Genomic DNA, 7,876 nt, shown 5'->3' on the forward strand with positions numbered 1-7,876 from the left:
CTTTCTACACTATCCATACATACAAAAAAAATACAAAACAAAGGCCGTCTGAATTGCTCTTTCAGACGGCCTTTTGAGGTTTATCTATCTTTATATTTTAGTCAGCGAACTGTTTTTTCATTCGTTCGCGTCGCTCTTGCGCTTCTACGGACAATGTCGCGGTCGGACGTGCCAGCAGGCGTTTGAGGCCGATGGGTTCGCCGGTATCGGCACAGAAACCGTAATTACCTTCGTCGATGCTGCGGAGAGTCGCTTGAACTTTATTGAGAAGTTTACGCTCGCGGTCGCGGGTACGTAGTTCTAAAGCGTACTCTTCTTCTTGAGTAGCTCGGTCGGCAGGATCGGGGGCGGATTCGTGTTCTTGAAGATGGCCGGTAGTGGTGTTTGCATTTTCAATCAGCTCTTCTTGCATTTTAACCAGTAGTTCGCGGAAGAAGGCCAATTGGTCGCTGTTCATGTAGTCCTCTTCAGGACCATTCCAGTTTAAAATATCTTGTTCTGTCAGCTTTGCCATGGTGTCTGCTTTCGGTTTGTTGTTAATGATTTGGATGCTACGGGTTTGCTTTTATTGGGTTTTCTTAAATTTCCGTTTTGGAAATTGGGCGAATCATATCATGTTTTACCTATTCATTTGTTCTTTATATTTCGATTTGCACTTTTTTGCACTACCTTACACCTAAATGTATTAAAGCGCTTTTTAGGACGTTGTATTTTTGGTCGTTAATGCCTGCTGCGCTTTCAGACGGCCTATTGAAGCAACCATAAGTTGGTTTGCTGGATAAGTTGGGGAAACCATCGGGCCAGCCACAACCATAATAAGAATGCCAACAAACTGCCTGAAAAATCGTATCGTCCTACGCGTAAGAAGGAAAACGGTTTGAGCAATGGTTGTAGAATTCGTTCGATGGCATAAGTCAACGGCGAATAGCGGCCTTGTATGCTGGCCACCATTCTAATAATCAGACTGATAAGTAATGTATAGGCCGCGGCTTTCAGCATATGGAGCGCGGCAAACCAAAAGTTTGCCAAAATCAGCTTATTGCTGATGGACAGCGCCGGCGAGATGAAAATAATGGCGGTACAGGCAAGGTAGTACACCAGAAAACCCGAAGGCAGGCAGTACCAATCGGTTTTCTCGCCGGATGGAAATGCTTTTTGCCAAGGTTTGGTCAGCCAGCCTGTTGCCTGTATGCTGAATTTAAGCAGGGGATGTTCTGCTGCCAATCCTGCGTATCGGAGCCAAAAGCGTGTGATACACAGGATGGCAATAGCGTCTGCCAATAATAAGAGCAAGTCGCCGCGCATGTTCAGACGGCCTTATATTGTTGCGCCATTTCTTGCGAACGTTTGACGCAGGCTTCTACGCCCTGTTCGATGGCTTCGGCAACATGATGGGCTTTGAAGGTTTCGATGGCTTCGTGTGTCGTACCGCCTTTGGAAGTCACGTTTTGCTGTAATTGTGCGAATGCTTCGCCGGTTTGTTCGGCCAAAGCCACTGCGCCTTTAAATGTAGCGAGGCTCAGTTCGCGTGCATCTTGCTCGTTGAAACCTTGTGCCAAAGCCGCGTTTTGGAGCGCGCCCAAAAGATAGAAAACATAGGCAGGGCCGCTGCCGCTGATGCCGGTAATATTGTGGAGTTGCTCTTCCTCGTTCAGCCAAACGGTTGTGCCGACAGAGCGCATGATGCCGTCGGCGGCTGCACGGTCGGCTTCTGAAACGCCTGCATCAGCAAACATACCGGATACGCCCAAACCGATTTTGGCCGGCGTATTGGGCATGATGCGCACGATACGGCGTGTACCGCCCAGATAATGGCTGAGGGTATCGATGGACAAACCAGCCGCTACGGACAACACCAGCGCGCCATTCAAACGGATGTTTTGACAGGCTGCCTGCATGTCTTGCGGTTTGACGGCGAGAATGAGGACGTCGTCCGCACTCAATTCAGGCAGGTTTTCAGAAGTGGCTACGCCCAATTCTTGCACCAGTTGCGCTCGTCTTTCAGAGCCGCGTTCGACAATGTGGACACGATAACCGTCTTGTTTGACCAAACCACCTGCAATGGCAGTCGCCATATTGCCGCCGCCGAGAAAATAGATATTCATATATATGTCACTCCTTTGTGATATCGATCAGGTCGTCTGAAACTGCTGTCTACCCTGTTCAGACGGCCTATTACTTTTATTGAGGATAATGCCGCTTACCGAAAATCGCGCTGCCGATGCGGACATGGGTTGCGCCGCATTCTACCGCGATTGGCATATCGCCGGACATACCCATAGACAAAACATCTGCTTCGACGCCTGCCGCATTCAGCTCAGCCAACAGCCGTTGCATGGTATGAAACTGGCTGCGCAATTCATCGTCGCTGCTGTCGGCCTTGGCCACACACATCAATCCGCGCACTTTAATATTCGGCAACTGGGCCACTTCAAGGGCCAGCGCAACCGCTTCAGCGGGCGCCACACCGTGTTTCGCCTCTTCCGCGGCAATGTTCACTTCAATGCACACCTGCAACGGCGGCATTTCAGACGGCCTTTGTTCACTCAAGCGCCGCGCCGTTTTCAGACGGCCTATCGTATGCACCCAATGTGCGCGTTCGGCCACAAATTTGGTTTTATTGGACTGCACATCGCCGATAACGTGCCAAACAATATCCGGCAAATCAGCCAGCGTTTCCGTTTTTTCAAACCATTCCTGAATATAGTTCTCACCAAAATCGCGCTGACCGGCCGCATATACTTCGCGGATATCGTCTGCCGGAAACGTCTTGCTGACCGCTACCAGCTTCACCGCATCCGCAGGCCGTCCTGCAGCCTCAGCCACCTGTTCAACCGCCCGGCATACGTCCTGATAGTTTTGTTGCAATACCGACATGGTTTTCTCCTTTAACCCGTTCATCACTCGGTATTTTGAAAATTTTACTTGGTTGAACGGGTTTATCTATTTAAAATAAAGCGATTTTATTATTCTAAACCAAAACAAGGCCACATTATGCAGATTACCGACTTACTCGCGTTCGGCGTGAAAAACAAAGCCTCCGACCTCCATTTGAGTTCGGGTATTTCCCCTATGATACGCGTACACGGCGACATCCGCCGCATCAACCTGCCCGAGATGAGCTCGGAAGAAGTCGGTACCATGATTACCTCGGTCATGAACGACCACCAGCGCAAGCTCTATCAACAGGATTTTGAAGTCGATTTCTCATTTGAGCTGCCTAATGTTGCCCGTTTCCGTGTCAACGCCTTTATGACCGAACGCGGCCCGGCCGCCGTATTCCGTACCATTCCGGGCACCGTCCTGACGCTGGAAGAATTGCGTGCGCCGCGCATTTTCCAAAAAATTGCCGAAAATCCGCGCGGGTTGGTCTTGGTAACCGGCCCGACCGGTTCGGGTAAATCCACCACGCTGGCGGCAATGGTCAACTACATCAACGAAACCCAACCGGCCCACATTCTGACCATCGAAGACCCGATTGAGTTCGTCCACCAAAGCAAAAAGGCGCTCATCAACCAGCGCGAGCTGCATCAGCACACCCACAGCTTTACCAACGCCCTGCGTTCCGCCCTGCGCGAAGACCCAGACGTGATTTTGATCGGTGAGATGCGCGACCCTGAAACCATCTCCCTCGCCCTGACCGCCGCCGAAACCGGTCACTTGGTTTTCGGCACGCTGCACACGACCGGCGCCGCCAAAACCATCGACCGTATTGTCGACGTATTCCCTGCAGGCGAAAAAGAAATCGTGCGCTCCATGTTGTCCGAATCCTTGCGCGCCATCATTTCCCAAACCCTGCTGAAAACCCGCGACGGCAACGGCCGTGTCGCCGCACACGAGATCCTGATTTCTACACCGGCCGTGCGCAACCTCATCCGCGAGAACAAAATCGCCCAAATCAACGCCGCCCTCCAAACCGGTCAGGCCCACGGTATGCAAACCCTCGATCAAGCCCTGCAAACCCTTGTCCGCCAAGGCACCATCAGCCCCGAGCTGGCACGCAGCAAGGCGCAAAACATCGAAAACCTCTCTGTTTTCTAAACCATACTCAGGCCGTCTGAACCCCATCATCCCGTTTTCAGACGGCCTTTCAGCCTGACCGAATACCCGTTTTAAAGAGAATCATCATGAGCGACCTCGCCCCTCTGCACGACCTGTTAAGCGAAATGGTGCAAGCCTACTCACAAAAAAACCAAGCACCGCACATACCCACCCCGGCCGAAATCGGCACGCATCTTCACCCCCTGCTCGACCGCATGTGTGAAGAGGCCGAAAAACGCAACGCATCCGACATCTTCATCAGCGCAGACTTTCCCCCTGCCATCAAAGTCGGCGGCACCCTCACGCCCATGCCCCACAAAGCACTGACCGGTGCGGACACCGCCGCCATCGCCGAATCCACCATGAACCCCAACCAGCTCGAAGCCTTCAATCGCGACTGGGAAATCAACTATTCCGTCCAATCGCGCAGCAACACGCGCTACCGCGTCAACGCCTACCACGAGCAAGGCCGCGTCGGCATGGTATTGCGCCGCGTCAGCCAAGACATTCCCGAAATGAAGACCCTCGGTTTACCCGAAAAGCTCCAAGAGCTTGCACTCGCACCGCGCGGCCTGCTGATCCTCGCCGGCCCGAACGGTTCGGGTAAATCCACCACCATGGCCTCCATGCTCAACTACCGCAACCAAAAGCTGCCCGGCCATATCGTTACCATCGAAGACCCCATCGAGTTTATCTACAAACCTTGCCGCAGCATCTTCACCCAGCGCGAAATCGGCATCGATACCGACAACTGGAAAATCGCCGTTCAAAGCGCCATGCGTCAAGCGCCCGATGTCGTCTGTATCGGCGAAGTCCGCAGCGAAGAAAGCATGAAATACGCCCTCCAACTGGCTCAAACCGGCCATCTGTGCGTTTTCACCATCCATGCCAACACGGCTTCCCAAACCATCGAGCGCATCATCAACTTCTATCCGGAAGACCGCCGCCAACAGGTTTTGATAGATTTGGCGTTAAACCTCGTCGGCATTATCGGCCAACGCCTCACCATCAAGAAAAACCGCCAACGTACGGCCGTTACCGACCTCCTGCTCAACACTCCGGCCATGCAGGACTTGATTTTCCAAGGCGAATTGCTGGAAATCCGCGACTTGATGGCACGCTCCGGCAGCAACGGCATGCAGACGTTCGACCAAAACCTCTTCAACCTCTACGCACAAGGCCAAATCGAACTCAGCGAAGCCCTGCGCCAAGCGGTATCCGCCAACGATTTACGCCTGCGCATTCAAATGCACGACGAGGGCAACAATACCGAACGCCTCTACGACCGCATCAGCGACCTCAACCTGATGACCTAATAGCGCAAGCCAAAAAAGGCCGTCTGAACGGGTGTGGAAACGAAATCAAGTATTTTTCCGTATCCGTTCAGACGGCCTTATCTCATTTAAAGCATTCTGAAACCGACTGAAAATCCTGTTAAAATCCAATCATTCACCTCATAACGAATAATAAACAACAACATCATGAAAACTCCGCCGCTCAAACCTCTGATCATTGCCTCCCTGCCCGTCTTCGCCAGCGTGTTCATCGCCGCCACCCTCGTTTGGCACTTCGACACGCCCAAACTGGTTATGCCATTCGTGCTCGGCATTATTGCCGGCGGTTTGGTCGATTTGGACAACCGCCTCACAGGCCGTCTGAAAAACATCGTTATCACCGTTGCCCTGTTTACCCTCTCCTCATTGCTTGCCCAAAGCACCATCGGCACAGGCGTTCCCTTCATCTTGGCCATGACCCTGATGACTTTCGGCTTCACCATCCTCGGCACCGTCGGCCTTAAATACCGCACTTTCGCTTTCGGTGCACTTGCCGTCGCCACCTACACCACGCTGACCTACACACCCGAGACCTACTGGCTGACCAACCCCGTCATGATTCTGTTGGGTACCGTCCTATACAGCGTCAACACCCTAATCTTCCAAATCATCCTGCCCCACCGCCCCGTCCAAGAAACCGTTGCTAACGCCTACGACGCACTCAGCAACTACTTCGATGCCAAAGCCGACTTTTTCGATCCCGACGAAGCCGCATGGTTGGGCAACCGCCAAATCGACTTAGCCATGAGCAACACCGGCGTGATTACCGCCTTCAACCAATGCCGCGGCGCACTTTTCTACCGGTTGCGCGGCCAACACCGCCATCCGCGTACCGTCAAAATGCTGCGCTACTACCTCTGCGCGCAAGACATGCACGAACGCATCAGCTCCGCCCACGTCGATTACAGCGAAATGGCCGAGCAGCTCAAAAACACCGACCTCATCTTCCGCATCCGCCGCCTGCTCGAAATGCAAGGCCAGGCGTGCCGCAACGTTGCCTCCTCCCTGCGTAACAACAAACCCTACGCATACAGCAAACGCCTCGGCCGCGCCATGGAAGGCTGCCGCCAATCCCTCAGCCATTTTACCGAGACCCATGCCGACAATGCCAACCTCCACAATATCCGCCGCCTGCTCGACAACCTCAGCAGCGTCGATTACCAACTGCGGCAACTGCAAAACGATGCGTCCCTTGCCGAAAACGACAACGCCGACACCCGCATCGCCGCCCTTGAAAACACCAAGTTCCGCAATATCGGCGAGACCGTCCTCAGCCAACTCAATTTCGACTCCAGCGTATTCCGCCATGCCACCCGCCTCTCCATCGTCGTGGCCGCGGCCTGCATCATTGTCGAAATCCTCCATCTCAACCTCGGCTACTGGATTCTGCTGACCGCCCTTTTCGTCTGCCAACCCAACTACACCGCCACCAAAAGCCGCGTGTACCAACGTATCGCAGGCACGATTCTCGGCGTGATTGTCGGTTCGCTCGTCCCCTACTTCACCCCGTCCGTTGAAACCAAGCTCTGGATTGTCATCGCCAGCACCACCCTGTTCTTCATGACCCGAAGCTACAAATACAGCTTCTCCACCTTCTTCATCACCATCCAAGCCCTGACCAGCCTATCGCTTGCCGGTTTGGACGTGTACCACGCCATGCCCATCCGCATCATCGACACCATTGTCGGTTCCGTTATCGCATGGGCCGCCGCCACCTACCTCTGGCCCGATTGGCGTTACCTCACCCTCAGCCATACCGCCGCCCAAACCATCACTGCCAACGGCCGCTATCTCGACGCCATCCTCGAGCAGTTGCAAAACGGCAGCCGCGACGATTTCGACTACCGCCTCACCCGCCGCCAAGCCCACGAAAGCATCGCCGCCCTCAGCAGCACCCTGTCCGACATGAGCAGCAACCCGAAAAAATACCAAGACCGCCTGCAAGACGGTTTTACCCTGCTCAAAACCAGCTATGCGCTGACCGGCCACATTTCCGCGCTCGGCGCATACCGCGACCAAGTCCGAATCGACGGCAACGACGGCTTTGCGCCCTATGCCAAGCTGACCCACCACATCGCCGAGTTGCTGACCCAAATGCCCCAAACCGACCCCGAGGCTTTTGAAACGGCCATGACCCAAATCCGTCAGGAATTTGCCGAGCTTGAGCAAAACACACAAGCGCAGCAAGACCACATCCTCAAACACCAGCTCGACCTGATTATCCGCCAGCTTACCCCGTGCTATCAGGCATTGCACCGACAAGCCGACGTAGAGGCCGTCTGAAAAGAGCCGAATGCTTTCCAGCCTGTTTAGCAACAAGTCTGCCAATCATCGGCGTTAAATACAGCTAAACACTTCCTCGAATAAAAACCAGAACAAAAGGCCGTCTGAAAAATTGAACTGCACCCCAAAAGTTGGACACATCCCCTCCAACTCACAAGGTGCAGTTTTTTTTATGAGCAAATATACATTACACTTCAAATACCAAGCCGTACTCCACT

Annotated in this window: 7 protein-coding genes; 3 read left to right on the plus strand and 4 right to left on the minus strand. The window is 53.5% G+C overall.

Annotated elements, in window-relative coordinates; translation table 11 throughout:
* Positions 1-97: 97 nt before the first annotated feature.
* The 4 genes from dksA to ACTHTA_RS11005 all read right to left on the minus strand — a co-directional run bounded on the left by dksA (position 98) and on the right by ACTHTA_RS11005 (position 2,877).
* On the minus strand, positions 98-514 hold the full coding sequence (gene dksA, locus ACTHTA_RS10990) for an RNA polymerase-binding protein DksA (protein ID WP_070631586.1): 417 nt from the start codon (positions 512-514) through the stop codon (positions 98-100).
* A gap of 233 nt (positions 515-747) precedes the next feature.
* Positions 748-1,305: a YggT family protein gene (locus ACTHTA_RS10995; protein WP_308888481.1), complete on the minus strand. Its 558-nt coding sequence runs from the start codon at positions 1,303-1,305 to the stop codon at positions 748-750.
* 2 nt (positions 1,306-1,307) lie between these two features.
* Positions 1,308-2,105 (minus strand): pyrroline-5-carboxylate reductase, encoded by a 798-nt coding sequence (gene proC / locus ACTHTA_RS11000; protein WP_308888482.1) that lies wholly within the window; start codon positions 2,103-2,105, stop codon positions 1,308-1,310.
* Positions 2,106-2,181: 76 nt separating this feature from the next.
* Positions 2,182-2,877 carry a YggS family pyridoxal phosphate-dependent enzyme gene (locus ACTHTA_RS11005; RefSeq protein WP_308888483.1) on the minus strand — a complete coding sequence of 232 codons (696 nt, stop codon included), beginning with the start codon at positions 2,875-2,877 and terminating at the stop codon, positions 2,182-2,184.
* A gap of 117 nt (positions 2,878-2,994) precedes the next feature.
* On the opposite strand from ACTHTA_RS11005, the gene ACTHTA_RS11010 reads away from it, so the two are divergent.
* The 3 genes from ACTHTA_RS11010 to yccS all read left to right on the plus strand — a co-directional run bounded on the left by ACTHTA_RS11010 (position 2,995) and on the right by yccS (position 7,658).
* The gene (locus ACTHTA_RS11010; protein WP_308888484.1) at positions 2,995-4,041 is read left to right on the plus strand and encodes a type IV pilus twitching motility protein PilT; all 1,047 of its coding nucleotides are present in this window, start codon (positions 2,995-2,997) and stop codon (positions 4,039-4,041) included.
* Between the two features lie 86 nt (positions 4,042-4,127).
* Positions 4,128-5,357: a PilT/PilU family type 4a pilus ATPase gene (locus ACTHTA_RS11015; protein ID WP_440364554.1), complete on the plus strand. Its 1,230-nt coding sequence runs from the start codon at positions 4,128-4,130 to the stop codon at positions 5,355-5,357.
* A 165-nt stretch (positions 5,358-5,522) separates the two neighbouring features.
* Positions 5,523-7,658 (plus strand): YccS family putative transporter, encoded by a 2,136-nt coding sequence (yccS, locus tag ACTHTA_RS11020; protein WP_440364555.1) that lies wholly within the window; start codon positions 5,523-5,525, stop codon positions 7,656-7,658.
* The last annotated feature ends 218 nt before the right edge of the window (positions 7,659-7,876 follow it).

It is taken from the genome of Neisseria sp. P0013.S005 (genome assembly GCF_051958425.1).
GTDB lineage: Bacteria > Pseudomonadota > Gammaproteobacteria > Burkholderiales > Neisseriaceae > Neisseria > Neisseria subflava.